General features: G+C 63.8%; 18 protein-coding genes. 9 read left to right on the forward strand and 9 right to left on the reverse strand.

Annotated features, from left to right (window positions below):
* Positions 1-68 precede the first annotated feature (68 nt).
* The 3 genes from H276_RS0111040 to H276_RS0111050 are packed head-to-tail and all read right to left on the reverse strand — an operon-like array spanning position 69 to position 3016.
* Positions 69-1238 carry an acyl-CoA dehydrogenase gene (locus H276_RS0111040; RefSeq protein WP_019971369.1) on the reverse strand — a complete coding sequence of 390 codons (1170 nt, stop codon included), beginning with the start codon at positions 1236-1238 and terminating at the stop codon, positions 69-71.
* A 40-nt stretch (positions 1239-1278) separates the two neighbouring features.
* Positions 1279-1806, reverse strand: a complete 528-nt coding sequence (purE, locus tag H276_RS0111045; RefSeq protein WP_019971370.1) for a 5-(carboxyamino)imidazole ribonucleotide mutase — start codon at positions 1804-1806, stop codon at positions 1279-1281.
* Positions 1796-3016, reverse strand: coding sequence for a 5-(carboxyamino)imidazole ribonucleotide synthase (locus H276_RS0111050; RefSeq protein WP_255327471.1), 1221 nt, complete (start codon positions 3014-3016; stop codon positions 1796-1798). The genes purE and H276_RS0111050 overlap by 11 nt, the downstream gene beginning before the upstream one ends.
* A 122-nt stretch (positions 3017-3138) precedes the next feature.
* Here H276_RS0111050 and H276_RS0111055 point away from each other — a divergent pair, with 122 nt between their 5' ends.
* Complete coding sequence (locus H276_RS0111055) at positions 3139-3801, forward strand: GtrA family protein (RefSeq protein ID WP_019971372.1); 663 nt, start codon at positions 3139-3141, stop codon at positions 3799-3801.
* On the opposite strand, the gene H276_RS0111060 is transcribed toward H276_RS0111055, so the two are convergent.
* On the reverse strand, positions 3756-4274 hold the full coding sequence (locus H276_RS0111060) for a PH domain-containing protein (RefSeq protein ID WP_019971373.1): 519 nt from the start codon (positions 4272-4274) through the stop codon (positions 3756-3758). The two genes, H276_RS0111055 and H276_RS0111060, sit on opposite strands and share 46 nt — an antisense overlap.
* 10 nt (positions 4275-4284) lie before the next feature.
* Complete coding sequence (locus H276_RS0111065) at positions 4285-5097, reverse strand: biotin--[acetyl-CoA-carboxylase] ligase (protein ID WP_019971374.1); 813 nt, start codon at positions 5095-5097, stop codon at positions 4285-4287.
* Between the two features lie 409 nt (positions 5098-5506).
* On the opposite strand from H276_RS0111065, the gene rfbC reads away from it, so the two are divergent.
* Complete coding sequence (gene rfbC, locus H276_RS0111070; RefSeq protein ID WP_019971375.1) at positions 5507-6061, forward strand: dTDP-4-dehydrorhamnose 3,5-epimerase; 555 nt, start codon at positions 5507-5509, stop codon at positions 6059-6061.
* Positions 6062-6098: 37 nt separating this feature from the next.
* Here rfbC and H276_RS0111075 read toward each other — a convergent pair whose 3' ends face one another.
* Together H276_RS0111075 and H276_RS0111080 are read right to left on the reverse strand one after the other, a co-directional pair.
* The gene (locus H276_RS0111075) at positions 6099-6911 is read right to left on the reverse strand and encodes a sugar phosphate nucleotidyltransferase (RefSeq protein ID WP_019971376.1); all 813 of its coding nucleotides are present in this window, start codon (positions 6909-6911) and stop codon (positions 6099-6101) included.
* On the reverse strand, positions 6908-8194 hold the full coding sequence (locus tag H276_RS0111080) for a methyltransferase domain-containing protein (protein WP_019971377.1): 1287 nt from the start codon (positions 8192-8194) through the stop codon (positions 6908-6910). The genes H276_RS0111075 and H276_RS0111080 overlap by 4 nt, the downstream gene beginning before the upstream one ends.
* A 418-nt stretch (positions 8195-8612) precedes the next feature.
* Here H276_RS0111080 and H276_RS0111085 point away from each other — a divergent pair, with 418 nt between their 5' ends.
* From H276_RS0111085 to H276_RS25010, 3 genes are read left to right on the forward strand one after another with little or no spacing between them, the layout of a single operon-like run.
* Positions 8613-10250 (forward strand): acyl-CoA carboxylase subunit beta, encoded by a 1638-nt coding sequence (locus H276_RS0111085; RefSeq protein ID WP_019971378.1) that lies wholly within the window; start codon positions 8613-8615, stop codon positions 10248-10250.
* Positions 10247-10540 (forward strand): acyl-CoA carboxylase subunit epsilon, encoded by a 294-nt coding sequence (locus H276_RS0111090; protein WP_026356849.1) that lies wholly within the window; start codon positions 10247-10249, stop codon positions 10538-10540. Before H276_RS0111085 ends, H276_RS0111090 begins: the two co-directional genes overlap by 4 nt.
* A gap of 39 nt (positions 10541-10579) precedes the next feature.
* Complete coding sequence (locus H276_RS25010) at positions 10580-10720, forward strand: hypothetical protein (RefSeq protein ID WP_196807898.1); 141 nt, start codon at positions 10580-10582, stop codon at positions 10718-10720.
* A gap of 245 nt (positions 10721-10965) precedes the next feature.
* Here the strand turns inward: H276_RS25010 and H276_RS0111100 are convergent, their stop codons facing one another.
* A complete protein-coding gene (locus H276_RS0111100) occupies positions 10966-12456 on the reverse strand; it encodes a sugar transferase (protein ID WP_081625443.1) in 1491 nt (496 codons plus the stop codon).
* A gap of 590 nt (positions 12457-13046) precedes the next feature.
* Here H276_RS0111100 and H276_RS0111110 point away from each other — a divergent pair.
* Complete coding sequence (locus tag H276_RS0111110; protein WP_081625453.1) at positions 13047-13685, forward strand: nucleoside triphosphate pyrophosphatase; 639 nt, start codon at positions 13047-13049, stop codon at positions 13683-13685.
* Between the two features lie 30 nt (positions 13686-13715).
* Here H276_RS0111110 and H276_RS0111115 read toward each other — a convergent pair whose 3' ends face one another.
* Positions 13716-14825: an alpha/beta fold hydrolase gene (locus tag H276_RS0111115; RefSeq protein WP_019971384.1), complete on the reverse strand. Its 1110-nt coding sequence runs from the start codon at positions 14823-14825 to the stop codon at positions 13716-13718.
* 249 nt (positions 14826-15074) lie between these two features.
* Between H276_RS0111115 and H276_RS0111120 the strand changes: the two genes are divergently transcribed.
* Genes H276_RS0111120 through H276_RS0111130 form a run of 3 tightly spaced genes read left to right on the forward strand, consistent with a single transcriptional unit; the run spans position 15075 to position 16751 of the window.
* Positions 15075-15389: a hypothetical protein gene (locus H276_RS0111120; RefSeq protein WP_019971385.1), complete on the forward strand. Its 315-nt coding sequence runs from the start codon at positions 15075-15077 to the stop codon at positions 15387-15389.
* A gap of 55 nt (positions 15390-15444) precedes the next feature.
* Positions 15445-16341 (forward strand): sulfurtransferase, encoded by an 897-nt coding sequence (locus H276_RS0111125; protein ID WP_026356852.1) that lies wholly within the window; start codon positions 15445-15447, stop codon positions 16339-16341.
* Positions 16338-16751 (forward strand): SufE family protein, encoded by a 414-nt coding sequence (locus H276_RS0111130; protein ID WP_019971387.1) that lies wholly within the window; start codon positions 16338-16340, stop codon positions 16749-16751. Before H276_RS0111125 ends, H276_RS0111130 begins: the two co-directional genes overlap by 4 nt.
* Positions 16752-16788: the final 37 nt, after the last annotated feature.

The raw sequence follows: 16788 nt of genomic DNA on the forward strand, positions 1-16788 counted from the left end.
CGGTACCCGACACGCCGCGTTTCGGGTACCTCCATGTCTGCTCGGGCGGGGAAAGTCTCCCGTGGGAGTTACTTGAGCAGGGCGCGGCTCATGACGACACGCTGGATCTGGTTGGTGCCCTCGTAGATCTGGGTGATCTTGGCATCGCGCATCATTCGCTCGACCGGGAAATCCACGGTGTAGCCGGCCCCGCCGAACAACTGCACCGCGTCGGTGGTCACCTGCATCGCCACATCGGAGGCAAAGCATTTACTGGCCGCGGAAATGAATCCCAGATCCTTTTCCCCCCGCTCGGCCCGCGCCGCGGCGTGGTACACCATCAACCGCGCGGCCTCCAACTTCATCGCCATGTCGGCCAACATGAACTGCACCGCTTCGAACTCACTGATCGACTGTCCGAACTGCTTGCGATCCTTGGTGTAGGCAATCGCCGCGTCCAACGCCCCCTGCGCGACCCCTACCGCCTGGGCCCCGATCGTCGGACGAGTGTGATCCAAGGTCGCCAAGGCTGTCTTGAACCCGGTGCCGGGCTCCCCGATGATCCGATCCCCGGGTATCCGGCAATCCTCGAAATACAACTCGGTGGTCGGCGACCCTTTGATACCCAGCTTGCGTTCCTTCGCGCCCACCGAAAAACCCTCGTCGTCCTTGTGCACCACGAACGCCGAAATCCCGTTGGCACCCTTGTCCGGATCGGTCACCGCCATCACCGTGTACCAGGTCGCCTTGCCACCGTTGGTGATCCAACACTTGGCGCCATTCAAAACCCAGTCATCGCCATCGGCCTTCGCGCGCGTGCGCATCGACGCCGCATCGCTCCCGGCCTCGCGCTCCGAGAGGGCGTAACACGCCAGCGCCGAGCCGTCCGCCAACGTGGGCAACACCTGCTTCTTGAGCTCCTCGCTGCCCCGCAGGATCAACCCCATCGTGCCCAGCTTGTTGACCGCCGGGATCAGCGACGCCGAGCAATCCACCCGCGCCACCTCCTCGATGACGATGCACGCCGCCACCGAGTCCGCCCCCTGCCCGCCGTAGGCCTCGGGCACATGCACCGCGTTGAACCCCGAAGCGTTCAACGCATCCAGAGCCTCCTGCGGAAACCGGGCATGCTCATCCACATCGGCGGCATACGGAGCGATCTCCTTTTCCGCCAGCGCCCGAATCGCCGCCCGAAGCTCTACATGCTCCTGCGGCAGTTGAAAGAGGTCAAACGATGGATTACCGCTCCAGCCCGCCATGACAGCCTCCCTGCAGTGTGCAAGCTACTCGGCGGTAACTTTACTCGTCCGCGCCGCCGCCGAGTAATTGCTCCCGTAGTGCGGCGTCTTTGGCCAGCACCATGGCCTCCAGATCCGCCTGGAACGCCGCCATCCGGGCCCGCAGCGCAGCGTCGCCGGCACCCAGGATGCGTACCGCGAGCAGACCGGCGTTACGTGCGCCACCGATCGACACCGTGGCGACCGGCACACCGGCGGGCATCTGCACGATCGACAGCAACGAATCGAGGCCGTCGAGCCGGGCCAGCGGCACCGGCACGCCGATCACCGGCAGCAGCGTCGCTGACGCCACCATCCCGGGCAGGTGCGCGGCCCCGCCGGCCCCGGCGATGATCACCTCGATGCCTCGGTCGGCTGCGTTCTGCGCATAGTCGAGCATCCGGCCCGGGGTGCGATGCGCCGAGACGACGCCAACCTCGAACGGCACCTCGAATTCGGCCAATGCAGTGGCCGCATCGGACATCACCGACCAGTCACTGTCGCTGCCCATGATGAGTCCGACGCGGGGCTGATTCGGTTTACCCGGCATGTGAGTCCCAGCCGTCGGTCCATTCCGCATGGGACAGCCAATGCGCCGCGCGGACCGCCCGCTCCCGCAGGTCGGTCACATCGGAACCGAGCATGTTGACGTGCCCGATCTTGCGGCCGGGCCGCTCCCCCTTGCCGTACATGTGCACCTTGGCCTCGGGCATGCGGGCAAACAGGTGATGCATGCGCTCGTCCATCGACATGGCCGGTGTTTCGGGGGCGCCGAGCACGTTGGCCATCACCGTGACCGGTGCGATGGCCGAGGTGTCGCCCAGCGGATAGTCCAATACCGCCCGCAGATGCTGCTCGAACTGGCTGGTGACCGCGCCGTCCATGGTCCAGTGCCCGGAGTTGTGCGGTCGCATTGCCAGCTCGTTGACCAGCAGCTTGCCGTCGACCGTCTCGAACAACTCGACTGCCAGCACGCCGACGACACCGAGTTCGCAGGCCAGTCGCAGGCCGAGTTCCTGGGCCGCAGCGCCCAGGTCGTCGGACAAGCCGGGCGCCGGGGCGTAGGCCTCCACACAGATGCCGTTGCGCTGGACGGTCTCCACCACGGGCCACGCCGCTCCCTGCCCAAATGGCGAGCGGGCCACCAGCGCAGCGAGTTCCCGGCGCATCGTCACACGTTCCTCGGCCAGCACGGGCACCCCGTCGGCCAGGTAGCTCGCCACAATCTCGCGGGCCTGGTCCAGGTCGTCGGCCATTGACACGCCCTTGCCGTCGTAGCCACCGCGGATGGTCTTGATCACCACAGGACCGTCGATCCGACGCACGAACGCCTCGATGTCCTCGACGGAGGAGATGTCGGTGTACCGCGGGACCGGCGCGCCCAGCGCCTCGAGGCGGCGACGCATCAACAACTTGTCCTGCGCATGGATCAGCGCCTGCGGCGGGGGCGCGACCGTGATGCCCTCGGCGACCAGTTGTTCCAGATGCTCGCTGGGCACGTGCTCATGGTCGAAGGTCAACACCGAGGCGCCCTTGGCGGCTCTGCGCAGCGCATCGAGATCGGTATGCGATCCGATGACCACGTCGGGGGTCACCTGGGCGGCCGGGTCGTCGGGCCCGGCGGCTAGCACTCGCAGGGTCTGGCCCAGCGCAATGGCGGCCTGGTGGGTCATCCGGGCGAGCTGACCTCCCCCGATCATCACGACTTGAGCGGCTCTCCCGCTCGGGGGCGAAGGCTGACTGTTGGGTGTACTCGGCACGGGTCCATCGTGTCATGCGGCTTTCGTGTCTCGGTCATGACCACCGCATTGATCTGCGGTTAAGGTCCGACGGCGCGCAGCGATGCGGCATGTGACAGCTTGTTTACGTACACTGTGTAGTTGTGTCATTTGCCGATGCGACGATCGCACGCCTACCGCGATTCGTCCGTCCGTTCGCCGAGCGGCATCATGAGTTGATCAAGTTCGCGATTGTCGGCGCGACGACGTTCATCATCGACTCGGCGATCTTCTACACCCTCAAGCTCACGATCCTGGAGCCCAAACCGGTGACCGCCAAGATCATCGCGGGCATCGTCGCGGTGATCGCGTCCTACATCCTCAACCGCGAGTGGAGCTTCCAGAACCGCGGCGGCCGGGAACGCCACCACGAGGCGCTGTTGTTCTTCGCGTTCAGCGGTGTGGGGGTGCTGCTGTCGATGCTCCCGCTGTATTTCTCCAGTTACGTGCTGGGGCTGCGGGTGCCGGAAGTGTCGCTGACAGTCGAGAACATCGCGGACTTCGTCTCGGCCTACGTCTTGGGCAACCTCTTACAGATGGCGTTCCGATTCTGGGCCTTCAGGCGCTGGGTGTTCCCCGACGAGTTCACCGACAACCCGGAACTGGCGCTGGAATCCACCTTCACCGGTGGCGGCATTGCCGAGGCGTTCGAGGATCACGCCGAACACCAGCGGCAGGGCGGCACGGTGACGCCGTTACGTCGGTCCGGCCGTCGCAACCGTCAGCTCGGGGACTCCTCGGACCCCAAGGTGTCGAAAACTTCGTGATACAGCAGTGAGTGCACGCGTTCCACACGTGGAATGTCGTGAAACTCCAGCGGATCCTGCGACGCCGATTCGATGATCAGCGTTCCGGTGCGCAGCAGCCGATCACTCAGACCGTGCCGGAACTCGACACTGTTGATCCGTGCCAGTGGGATGTCGATGCCAGAGCGAGTCAGCACGCCGTGGCGGTACATCACGCGCCGGTCGGTGATGACGAAATGCGTCGTCCACCAGTTCAGGAACGGCCACAGCGTCAGCCAGCCGACGACGATCAGCCAGATCGCGCCGATCACGATGAACAGCACGTTCTTGGCGGTCGATTGCCAGTCGGTGGTGTTGACCACCGCGGCGACGAACGCCGCGACAGCGCTGGCGACCAACAACACCACCACCGAACCGGTCAGCCGCTTCCAGTGCGGGTGCCGGTGCAGGACCACCTGCTCGTCGTTGGCCAGCACGTTCTGCGGGTAACCCACGGCACCAACCCTACGGTTCGTCGGGACGCAGATGGACGATGTCGCCAGCGGACACAGTCACCTGTCCGGCTCCGGTACCAGGGTCGGTTCGGATGACCAGACGACCCAGCTCGTCGATTGCCTCGGCAACGCCGACCACGGTGTGATCGCCCGGCATGATCGCACGCACCCGCGTGCCGATCGTCACGCTGCGGCTCAGATAATCGGCGGCGAGCGTGGAATCGCCGCGGCGCCACGCATCGACGCGGGAGGCCAGGTGCCGAAGCAGCACTTCGGCCAATGGAGTGCGATCCACCGTGGCGGCCCCGAGTTGCGTCAATGAGGTAGCCCGTGGATCAGGAGCCTCGTCGGTGGTCATGGTCACGTTCAAACCGAGGCCGACGACGATGACCTGCGCCGGAGACGCCACCTCGGACAGAATGCCGGCCAGCTTGCCGCCGCCGGGCCCGACCAGCACATCGTTGGGCCATTTGAGGCCGACGCGCACGCCGGTGACGTCGGCGACCGCATCGACGACGGCGACGCCGGTCGCCAGCGGTAGCCAGCCCCACGATTCGACCGGCACACCGTTGGCGTCGACGCCAACGGATACCGACAGCTGTGAGCGCGGCGGCGCCGACCACTGCCTGCCCTGCCTGCCGCGGCCTTCGCTCTGATATTCGGCGAACAACACAGCGCCGGCGATATCCTCACCTGCAGCGGCACTGGCCAGCAGATCGGCGTTGGTTGATCCCGTTTCCTCGACGACGTCGATGCGCCGCCACGGCAGGCTGGCCAGCCCGTCGCGCAGCACCGTCACGTCCAGCGGTGGCCTGGTGTTCATCGCGGTCAGCTTACGGCCACACGGACATCAGCCGGCGGTAGCGCCCGCCTTCGCCGCCGTGTTCTCGGCGACTTCTTGCTGCCAGAGGTCATCGGCGTGCATGGTGTCGACCTCGTTTCTCGAACCGCGCCGTCATGTCCGGCTGGACATCGGCGTAAAGCTGGACCGCTGCCACGTGGAGCGCCGGCCGCAACCGAGGATTCCCGGCTGAGTCGGGGAAGCCGAGCCACGCAAACAAGGCCCTGAGCAAGACAACAAACCAGCCGTTCCAAGCCGACGATCAAATAGCGGCATAACGCTGTGCTGTTCGCTTGTCAGCTCGCTGCGGTCAGCGCGCTCGCCCAAGGCAAGAACACGGTGCGATGCGCTGTCCCCGCACCTCGGCAGACGATCATGGCACTATGACCTCATGCGCGTCGAACGGACCGACCTCGCCGACGTCATTGTGCTGATTCCGGACCCCTTCCGCGACGAACGGGGGTTCTTTACCCGAACGTTCGACGCTGCCGTCTTCGACGAATTCCTCGGCGTCCCGGGAACTTCCGCGACGTTTATTCAGGACTCGCAGTCCAGGTCGGCCCGCGGCGTGGTCCGGGGCATGCATGGCCGGTCCGGCCGCGGCGAGGCGAAGCTGGTCAGGTGCGCCCACGGCGCGGTCCACGATGTTTTGGTGGATATCAGGCCGGATTCGCCGACGTTCGGTGCGCAGCAGGCTTTTACGCTCGACGACAACGAATTCCACCATCTGTACATCCCGCCGGGATTCCTGCACGGCTTTCAAGCGATCTCCGCGACGGCAGACGTCTGCTATCGGATCGATCGTCCGCACAATCCGAGCGAAGACATCGGAGTGGCCTACGACGACCCCGATCTGGCAATCGCCTGGCCGCTGCCCGTGACGATGGTGTCGGCCCGCGACACCTCCGCAGCCAGTTGGCAGGAACTGCTCACGCACTTGCCGTGATCTCGCGCATCGACTCGTCCAGGGTGAACCTGCAACCTCACCGCGGCTCTGGGCAGAATGTGGCGGACGCATCGACATCGCGTTCCCAAACGGCCCATGGCCGGTCGCCCTGCTGATACCCGACGTCGAGTTCGGCTCGCTCCTTGAAAGTATCTGCCGGCTTCCAAAATCCACCATGCTTGTAACCGAAGAGCCTGCCCTGTCCAGCCAATGTTCCACACGCGTCGGCGACAAGGTCACCACCTTCGGGGATGAGATCGAACACCTCCTGGGTGAGGACGAAGTAGCCACCGTTCACCCATACAGAGAGATCGGAGGCGGGGATGATGTCCTTAACCTCACCCGCTTCGCTGACCTCGACGCAGTGAAAGGATTGCTGGGGCGAAACGAGCATCATCGACGCCACGGCACCCGATTGATGGAACTTGTCGATGACGTCGTCGAGCGGGGCATCGGTTAGAACATCGGCATAATTGGCCAGGAAGTACTCGTCACCCTGAATGTGCTTGCGTACCCGCCTGAGTCGTTCGCCGATGGCAGATTCCAGGCCTGTATCGACGAACGTGATGGACCAGTCGCTGATATCGCTGTGCAACAGTTCGACCTGCCCGTTGCGCATGACGAAATCGTTGGAGGCAGTCTCCTGATAGGACAGGAAATAGTCCTTGATATGGGACGCGCCGTAACCCAGGCACAGGATGAAGTCCGTGTGTCCGTAGTGGGCGTAGTACCGCATCACATGCCAGATCAGCGGGCGGGGGCCCACCATCTGCATCGGCTTCGGGATATCGTCGGCCAAATTGGTACGCATCCGCATGCCGTACCCTCCGCAGAACAGGACCACCTTCATATTAACTGTCCTCCAATGGATTCGGAGTTGGATGTGTGCAATTCCGGGAGTGGAAAGACGAGTTGTCCACCCCACTCCCCGATGTAGGCGAGTTGCCCGGTCAACTCCGCTTCGAGGTTCCACGGCAACGCAAGCACGACATCTGGCTGATCTTTGGCGATCATCTCCGGAGCGTGGATTGGGATCCGAGTACCGGGGGTGTAGCGGCCGTGCTTGTAAGGGTTGCGGTCCACGGTGTATTCGAGTAGATCGGAGCGAATACCGCAGTAGTTCAGCAGGGTATTGCCCTTGCCCGGTGCGCCATAACCGACGACCCTCTTCCCGGACGCCTTGCAGTCCAACAAGAATCGCAACAGATCGTGGCGAATTTTCGCTGTTCGAGCAGACAGCTGAAGGTAGCCGTCGACATGATGAAGCCCGGCTTCTTCTTCGGCTCGTAACGCCTCGGCCACCCGGTCGGAGGGTTTTTCAGCGGCCTCCGACGGCCGTGCCCACACCCGCAGTGACCCTCCGTGCGTCGTGAGCAACTCGACATCGACGACGGTCAGCCCCCCGGAAGCCAGCGCACGGATGACCGAAAGCACCGTGTAGTACTGGAAATGCTCGTGATAGATAGAGTCGAACTGGCCGAGTGTCACCAGGTTCAACGCGTGGTGCACCTCGATGCTCAACCAACCGTCATCGGCCATCAAGCCACGCAGCGACCGGGTGAACCCCACAAGGTCCGGGATGTGGGCGTAGACATTGTTGGCGATCACGAGGTCCGCCGGACCGTGGTCGGCACTCACACACCGCGCCAACTCCTCATCGAGGAATGCGGTTAGGGTGGGCACCCCGCGTTGGCGGGCGGCCGCACCGACGTTGACGGAGGGTTCGATACCCAAGCAGGGGATGCCGGCCGCCACGGCGTGCTGAAGAAGGTAGCCGTCGTTACTAGCGACTTCGACGACCAACGAGGTGTTGTCGAGTCCCAGATTTTCGATGGCCCCATTGACGAAATCCCTGGAATGCTGTACCCAGCTGTCGGAGTACGACGAGAAGTACGCGTATTCGGTGAAAGTGTCCTCGGGAGTGATCAACGCCGGGATCTGCAGCAGCATGCAGTCTTCGCACAGCCTCAGATGCAGCGGGTAGGTGACCTCGGGGAGATCGAGCTCGGCGACTGCGAGGAACTTCTCACAAGGCGGGGTGGCACCCAGATCGAGGACGCTGACCAGGCGGGTCGAACCGCACAACCGGCATGCAACCGAATCGGATTCAGGCGCTGCAATCCGCGCTTTCATTGACCCTACCGGCGAATCGCTCATGGCGCGAAGGCTACTTTCATTTGCTGAGATGCACTCCAGTTAACACAGTAGCAGCTAAACCGAGATCGGCAACTACGCCCGCTGAGTTCAGCCTCCTGTCAGGCATCTTCAGCCTCTCTACCAGGTATTTTTAGTGTCATTAGCAATAGAAATGCAAGTACGACCGCAGACACTCGTCGATGTGACCGCAAAGCCACAGCTCAAGACCCATGCACCGAGCGTCTCTCGTCAGCACCACAGATAAAGTGTGCTGAATACGACCAGCCTTGGACTAGACCACGTGGAGAACGTCAGTACTTAGCAACCCGGGCGAGTACCTGCGGCCGACCTTCTCTAAGGAAAAACTAAGGGCCACGCGCGACACGGCACCGTCGCACCGATAGCATCGTGACCCATGACGAGCGTTACCGATCCGCCGGAAGCCCAAGCCGAGCACACGGTGGACATCCACACCACCGCAGGCAAGCTGGCCGATCTACGCAAGCGCACCGCAGAGACCCTGCATCCTGTCGGCGAGGACGCCGTGGACAGGGTGCACGCCAAGGGCAAGCTGACTGCCCGCGAGCGCATCTTTGGGCTGCTCGACGAGGGCTCGTTCGTCGAGCTGGACGCGCTGGCCCGACATCGCAGCACCAACTTCGGCCTGGCCGACAATCGCCCGCTCGGCGATGGCGTGGTCACCGGGTACGGCACCATCGACGGCCGCGACGTGTGCATCTTCAGCCAAGACGCCACCGTGTTCGGCGGCAGCCTCGGCGAGGTGTACGGCGAGAAGATCGTCAAGATCCAAGAGCTGGCCATCAAGACCGGCCGCCCACTGATCGGCATCAACGACGGCGCAGGCGCCCGCATCCACGAAGGCGTCGTCTCGCTGGGTCTGTACAGCCAGATCTTCCGCAACAACATCCTGGCCTCGGGCGTCATCCCGCAGATCTCCCTGATCATGGGCGCCGCCGCCGGCGGGCACGTCTACTCCCCCGCGCTTACCGACTTCATCGTCATGGTTGACCAGACCAGCCAGATGTTCATCACCGGGCCCGACGTCATCAAGACCGTCACCGGCGAGGACGTCACAATGGAGGAGCTGGGCGGTGCTCACACCCACGAGGCCAAGTCGGGTACCGCGCACTATGTCGCCACCGGCGAGCAGGACGCCTTCGACTACGTGCGCGAACTGCTGAGCTATCTGCCCCCCAACAACTTCGCCGAGCCACCGCACTACCCGGCCGAGCCGCCGGTCGGGCCGATCGAGGACAACCTCACCGAGGAAGACCTCGAGCTCGACACTCTGATCCCGGATTCACCCAACCAGCCCTACGACATGCACGAGGTCATCTCACGCATCCTCGACGACGACGAATTCCTCGAGGTGCAGGCGGGTTACGCGCAGAACATCATCATCGGATTCGGCCGCATCGAGGGCCGCCCGGTCGGCATCGTCGCCAACCAGCCCACCCAGTTCGCCGGCTGCCTGGACATCAACGCCTCGGAGAAGGCCGCCCGGTTCGTGCGCACCTGCGACTGCTTCAACATCCCGATCGTCATGCTCGTCGACGTTCCCGGCTTCCTGCCCGGCACCGACCAGGAGTACAACGGCATCATCCGCCGCGGCGCCAAGCTGCTCTACGCCTACGGTGAGGCCACCGTCGCCAAGGTCACCGTCATCACCCGCAAGGCCTACGGTGGCGCGTACTGCGTGATGGGGTCCAAGAACATGGGTTGCGACGTCAACGTGGCGTGGCCGACAGCGCAGATCGCGGTCATGGGCGCCTCGGGTGCGGTGGGCTTCGTCTACCGCTCCGATCTCAGGAAGGCAGCGCAGGACGGGCAGGACGTCGACGCGCTGCGCCTCGAACTGCAGCAGACCTACGAAGACACTTTGGTGAACCCCTACATCGCTGCCGAGCGCGGATACGTTGACGCGGTCATCCCGCCGTCGCACACGCGTGGCTACATCGGTACTGCGCTACGGCTGCTGGACCGCAAGATCGTGCAGACGCCGCCGAAGAAGCACGGGAACATTCCACTGTGAGCGGGGCGAACGGTTCAACTGTAGTGAGCGGAGAACAGACGGTGGCAACGGACGGGGTCCAGACCGACGAAGCGAAGGCCGACCATGAGGCCCATATCAAAGTCCTCACCGGTAATCCGACCGACGAGGACATGGCTGTGCTGATGGCCGTGCTGGGCGCCGCCGGCGGCGGCACCGAACGAGTCCGCCGCAATCGCAACCTGTGGGGCCATCCGGCAGACAAGCTGCGCTACTCGATCTTCAGCTGGCAGCGGGTGACGTTGTTGGAGCGGACCCACATTCGGCGCTGATGAGCGCTTGCGCGAAGAAGAAACGGTACTGATGAGCGCTTGCGCGAAGAACATATGGACTGTGAGCGCTTGGGTTCCCTGTCGTCAGGCCGCCTCGATGTACTGCGCCACGCCGGCATCGACCCCGTGGTGGTTTCGGGCGTCGACGAGGACACGATCATCGCCGGATTGGCTGCTTAGCACTGCCGAGGTGCAGCGTGTGGCGGATCAACCTACGAAACCGACCGACCGTTCAGCGCGAACCACGCGATAGTCTCATTCAGGCCAGCGCCGCACGACATCTGAGGCCAGAACCATCACCTCGGCGATGGTGGACCCGGTCGTCCATCACACCGACGTCATCGCTCTCGAAGGCGCCGGCCGCATCAAACAAACCGCGATCGAGTCACTACTCTCCGTGAAAGCCGGGTTCACGATGCGGCCGGTCAATAGGCACCAGACCCCAGCCATATGGCTCGAACCGTTTTGACCGCGATGGCCAGGTCGGTGAGCATCGACCAGTTTTCGACGTATGACAGGTCCAGTCGCACTGACTCTTCCCAGGTTAGGTCGGAGCGGCCACTCACCTGCCACAAACCCGTGATCCCCGGCCGCACCAACAACCGGCGCCAAATCTGAGAGTTGTAGGAGGCCACCTCGTTTGGCAGTGGCGGTCGCGGACCGACCACACTCATCGCACCACTCAGCACGTTGAAGAATTGGGGCAGCTCGTCGAGGCTGTACCGACGAAGGAAGCGCCCTACTGGCGTGATCCGTGGATCCCGGCGGATCTTGAATAGCACACCGCCGCCCTCGTCGAGGTGGGCCACGTCAGACAGTCGGCGATCCGCGTCGACGATCATACTGCGGAACTTGATCATCTGAAATGGCTTGCCGTCCAAGCCGATTCGCTCCGAAAGGTAGAGCACCGGCCCGCGACTCGACAGTTTGATGGCCAGTGCCGCACCGACCAGGATCGGGGAGACCAAGGTGAGCGCCAGAATCGAGAAGCAGATATCGAAAACGCGCTTCTGGAAGCACTTGGCGTCGTCGTAGCGAGGCTTGTCGACGTGGATCAGGGGCTGTCCGCCCACCAGGCGCACGGTCAGCCGCGGACCGGCGACGTCGACCATCCCGGGTGAAACCACCAGATCGACATCCAGCTTCTCCAACTGCCACGACAGGTCGCGGATGGCGTCCGGGCGCAGGTAGCCCGAAGTGAGCACCACGGTGTCGGCTCCTGATTCCGCAACTACGGCGGCCAGGTCCTCGTCGTTGGGGAAGACCGGCACATCCCCCAGTCCAGGAATGTTTACGCGGTCGCGACCGAACAGGCCGGGGGCGCACACGCCAATCACCCGGTACCCCTCGGCGGGACGCTTCGCCAGCGCTTCGGCCAACTCCTCAACCGAATCCGGCCGGCCAACCGCGAGGACGGTGTTCATGAATGCGCCGTCGACCCGGCGGTGCGCGACATATCGACGCCACAGCCAGCGATTGACAGTCAGCATCATCAGCCCCGCCGGGAGCGCAATCGCGAGGTAGCCACGTGCAATATCGAGCCGGAAAAGCGTGGAAACCACGGCGACGGCTCCGAACAAAGACAACGTCGCAGCCCAAACGCGTCGATATTCTTCGAGTCCACTCCCGATCACACGATGAGAGCGAGTCCGGTAGATGGCCATCGCCGCCAACCACGCCGCGGCTAAGGCCAGGGACACCATCGAGTAGCCCACTGAGTTATAGCCAGCGAGGCTCCCACCGTGCAGGCTCCCAAACCTCAGGGATTGAGCACCGGCGATCACCAAGGTGACGACAAGCGCGTCGGAGATCCAGAGCAATTGAAGGTAACCGCGTTGCCACGCCCGAAGCCTGCGTGGCACCGGCATTGCGACAACTTCTGCCACATGCCGAGCGTCGGATATGGCCCTACTCATTTCAAGCTCCCTTATCCGTTCGTCAGCGCAGTTACAGCTAATAAATAGCACCTTCCCCCTTGTGGATACACGATGGGGGTCACCACGGTGATGAAGCTTACGCTAGTACACGATCGATACGTTGCCAAACATAAGTTTGTGCGTATAGTCCTATAGCATCACTCCAGCTAGACACCAATATCTGTTTCCAGTACCCAACAGACTATGATGTTGCTTAAGCAGAGACTGGCTAGGCAGTGTCAGTTGATGACCATATCGACCTCGATGCTTAAACTAGGCTTAGATATGCAGTTTCAGCACTCTTACAGGATGTTGCTGGTGCAGTGGGTCGTCATTCTGCCGAAGCGAACCTGCTGATCACCTTTGAAAGTTTGCTCGTCGGACCGCGCGCTGCGGCTTCCCCAGACGCGACCAGGGCCGCTCACCACACCGACGGCGAGCAGACCGCAAAGGCTCGATACCCTCGTCACCCATGACGGGCGCTACTGGGCCGCCCGAAGTCCGGGCTGAGCACAAGGTGGACCACTGATGAGCGCTTGCGCGAAGAAGAAAGCGGCAGTGATGAGCGCTTGCGCGAAGAAGAAACGGTACTGATGACGCGCGTTGTCCTGGGTTCCGCGTCGTCAGGCCGCCTCGGTGTACTGCGCCACGCCGGCATCGACCCGCTGGTGGTGGTTTCGGGCGTTGACGAGGACGCGATCATCGCCGGCTTGGGCGATGCCCAACCCGATCATGTGGTCGGCGAGCTGGCGGTGGCCAAGGCCGACGACGTCGTCACCCGGCTGCCCGCTGAGATCGCCTCCGACTGCGTGGTGATCGGTTGTGATTCCATGCTTTTCCTCAACGGTCGGCTCTGCGGGAAACCCGGCACAGCCGAGGTGGCACGCCAGCAGTGGCACGCCATGTCCGGTCAGGCGGGCCGGCTCTACACCGGACACGCAGTGATCACCGTGCGCGATGGATCCGTCGGCGACCGCATTGTCGAAACAGCCGCCACCACAGTGTATTTCGCGACACCGACGGACCAAGACCTCGACGCTTATCTGGGCACCGGTGAACCTCTCGGCGTTGCAGGCGGATTCACCCTCGATGGGCTGGGCGGCTGGTTCGTCGACCGCATCGACGGCGACCCGTCGAACGTGATCGGCTTGAGTCTGCCGCTGCTGCGCCGCATGCTGGCCACGGCCGGGCTCTCCATCGCGGGTCTCTGGCAAAACTCCACGCGATGAGTTGACGCCTGCGCGCACGTCGATACGCGGTCATGCGGTGCGCACGTCTCGGGGCAGAAGCAATTGGCGGACCGCTGCGACATGTTGTCGGGCGATGCTTGGGCGCTCGGCACGGCGCACCAGCTCCATGTCGACCCGCTCGGCAACATCCATCCCCAGCAGGTTGGCGTCGGTGTTCAGTTTCCGCACCCACGCGTCCGGCGCGGTCAGCGTCCGGTCCCATTCCTCGATGTCGCGCCAGTCGGTGATGCTCAACTCTGCGGCAGTCTGGCGAAGCACGTCGCCCAACGCACCCTCGAGCAGCCGGCGGACCGAGTCGGCCCCGTGGCGTGGGTTGGTGATGAGCCAGGAATGACAGGCGCCACGCACCCGATACAGCGTCGCGTTCGCGTCATTCGCGACGTCGCAAGCGCTTTCGAACGGCACGATCGCATCGCTTTCGCCATGGAGCACGATCGTCGGAATATGCCGTTCTCGCATCGTACGCAGCAGCGGGGTGCACTCCGCCGACTGCAGGATCGCTCGCGCCGCACCGGTGAATCCCGTCGGGGGCAGGAGCCGGCCCATCGCGACAGCGCTCAGCATGCGTAGGTATCTGCTTGCGGAGGCGAGCTGCATTCGGAATGGGTCCCGGTACATGTCACTCACCGCTCCGGAGATGGCGCGCAATATCTGACGGGGCGAATGCACCACGGTGGCTACGGCGGCGTCGAACGACGTGCCCGCGGCGGCATCGAACAGGATGGCCGCTATCACCCGCTCGGGTGCGGTGGCGGCGAGGTGGATTGTCATTCGCCCACCCATCGAATGTCCCGTGAAGACAGCCCGATTGACCCCGAGCGCATCGAGGCTTCGAATCACGAGATCGGCTCGGTCGCTGAGTTCGCCTGCGCCACAGGGTAGGTCGTGCGTGTCGCCGTGGCCGGCAGTGTCGACGGCCACGACCAGGAACCCCAGGCCGGCGACCCGGCTGAGCAGGCGTAGATATGCCCGACGACTCAGTCCCAAACCGTGCAGAAAGACCAACGGAACACCTCGACCGCCGATGGAGACACCGACCTGATGCCCGTCATCGAGCCGGATTACATGGTGGGACAGCCGAACCCTGGCTCCTGTTCGACCGGATGTCGCCGCTTTCATCGGGCATCGCTCCTCTTTTTGCGATGTGGATACCCTCACCGACCTCAGCCAAACTCCGCCCGGACGACGCGGCGGGCCTACCAAGGACTTCCCGAATCGGATGGGCGCCCTGCCGGCGAACAGGACGGCCGACTGACTGTCATTGCACGACAACGGAATTCGCAATGTCGGCGGCTACTTCGATTTTGGGCGACACAGGGTCCGGGCCGGCGTCACCGTTCTACAGTGACCAAATTGCAACCTTTTTCCGTGACGGCACGCCGCGCCGATGACTCCGATATGCGCTCCGGCGGGTCGACACTGGGCGGCATGCCAGTCGAAGAGACGATGTGGGACGTACGCGTGACACGCGACATCGAGACCTATGATCTGGAGCGGCTGCGCGCCGCATTCGCCGACGTCATCGCCAAGCAGCTCGCACCGGGCAAGCGCCTGCTGCGGGTCGTCACGTGGTGCCAGGACGGCGGGTCGCTGTTCCGCACGCGGTCCTCTCAGATGAAAAGCCGTACCGGGCAGGCCATGCGCCGCTATGCCGTCGCCTACGAGGTCGTGTACACCGCCTGACGACGGACTCCTACCGCCGAACAGCGCTTTCCCGCTCAGCGGTACGCTCGTGGTTGTGCCGCTGCCTGCAGATCCCAGCCCCACACTGACCGAATACGCCCATCCCGAACGCTTGGTCACTGCCGACTGGCTGGCCAGCAACCTCGGCAGGCCCGGACTGTCCATCGTCGAGTCCAACGAGGACGTGCTGCTCTACGACACCGGCCACATCCCCGGTGCGGTGAAGATCGATTGGCACACCGACCTCAACGATCCTCACGTCCGGGACTACATCACCGGCGAGCAATTCGCTGAGTTGATGGATCGTAAGGGCATCGCCCGGGACGACACCGTGGTGATCTACGGCGACAAGAGCAACTGGTGGGCTGCCTACGCACTGTGGGTGTTCACGTTGTTCGGCCACCCCGATGTGCGGTTGCTCGACGGTGGCCGCGACCTGTGGGTGTCCAACGGTCGCGACACAACCCTTGACGTGCCGTCCCGGGAGACCTCGGGTTACCCGGTGGTCGAGCGCAACGACGCCCCGATCCGGGCGTACAAACAGGATGTCCTCGACATCCTCGGCAAGCAGCCGCTGATCGATGTGCGATCACCACAGGAGTACACCGGCGAGCGCACGCACATGCCCGACTATCCCGAAGAAGGTGCGCTGCGGGGCGGCCATATCCCGACCGCGCGTTCCATCCCGTGGGCCAAGGCAGCCAAGGACAGCGGCGAGTTCCGCAGCCGCGCCGAACTCGAGGAGCTCTACAGCTTCCTCACCCCTGCCGACGAGACCGTCGTGTACTGCCGCATCGGCGAACGTTCCAGCCACACCTGGTTCGTGCTGACGCATCTGCTCGGGCTGCCCGATGTCCGCAACTACGACGGCTCGTGGACCGAATGGGGCAACGCGGTGCGCGTGCCGGTCGCTGTCGGCCCTGATGCAGGTGAAGTCCCGGGAGCCTCATGAGCTCCATGCCGGCGGCTCTGGCGGAGGTGGTTTCGGACTTCCAGGAAGTGTCCGGCCAGGACAAGCTCCAGCTCCTACTGGAGTTCGCCAATGAATTGCCGGCGCTGCCACCTGAGCTCGAAGAGGCGGCCATGGAGCCTGTGCCGGAGTGCCAGTCGCCGTTGTTCCTCGACGTCGACGCGTCCGACCCTGATCACGTCCGGTTGTATTTCAGCGCGCCCGCCGAAGCTCCCACGACGCGGGGCTTCGCCGCGATCCTGGCTACCGGCCTCGACCGCCAGTCCACCGCCGCCATCCTCGCAGTCCCCGACGATTTCTACACCGACCTCGGACTCGCCGCGTTGATCAGTCCGCTGAGGTTACGTGGGATGTCGGCCATGCTGGCCCGGATCAAACGGCGCCTGCGCTGAGTCGGCCTGCGCCCCAGGTCACTGCAACCTGTAAAAA

Origin of the sequence: Mycobacterium sp. 141 (assembly GCF_000382405.1) — a bacterium.
Taxonomy (GTDB): Bacteria; Actinomycetota; Actinomycetes; order Mycobacteriales; family Mycobacteriaceae; genus Mycobacterium.